The sequence below is a fragment of the Oleiphilus sp. HI0086 genome (assembly GCF_001635225.1).
On the sequence record NZ_LWFZ01001178.1, the window covers coordinates 1 to 793 of the forward strand.

Below are 793 nucleotides of genomic sequence, written 5' to 3' on the forward strand. Positions count from 1 at the left end.
TATCTAGTAATGTTAACGCCTCCCTTTCTATAGAAAAAAGCCCTAATGATAGCCGGCACTACGATTACTTAGTACTAGAAAACAAACTTCGAGTCTTGCTGGTTTCCGACCCAAATACCGATAAATCTTCTGCGTCTCTAGACGTTAATATTGGCAGCGCAAGTGACCCTCTTGAATATCCGGGCTTGGCCCACTTTCTTGAACATATGCTCTTCCTTGGCACTGAAAAATTCCCTGAGCCTGATGCTTATCAGAAATATATCACTCAACATGGCGGCTCACACAATGCATATACTTCACCTGAAAATACAAACTATTTCTTTGATATCCGACCCGAATTCCTAGAAGCGGCGCTTGAACGCTTTTCTGAGCAGTTCACTCACCCGCTTTTTAACGCCGAGTATGTCGAGCGTGAAGTTAACGCTGTTCATTCCGAATACACATCCAAAGTCAAGGATGATGGACGACGCTTTTATTCTGTAATAAAAGCAGTATTAGCCGACGATCACCCCTATAGCCGCTTTTCTGTTGGAAACCTTGAAACCCTGAGTGACAAAGGCGAAGAAAAGTTACGCGACACTTTATTAGAGTTTTATCAAAAGAATTACTCTGCGAATCAAATGACTTTGGTAATTTTGGGGAAAGAGCCTCTTTCAACACTTAAAAAGTGGACACTAGCCAAGTTCAGTAACATTCCAAACAGCAACGTCGAGTTTACCGACATATCGCAAGATTTCTTCGCAGAAGATTTCCTACCTGTAAAAGTTGAAGCGCAATCGATAATGGACAAGCG

Annotated in this window: 1 protein-coding gene; it reads left to right on the top strand. The window is 42.1% G+C overall.

All coding sequences use genetic code 11. The features are described from left to right. A partial coding sequence (locus A3756_RS20530) for an insulinase family protein (RefSeq protein WP_197481430.1) occupies nt 1–793 on the top strand: 793 nt, incomplete at both ends.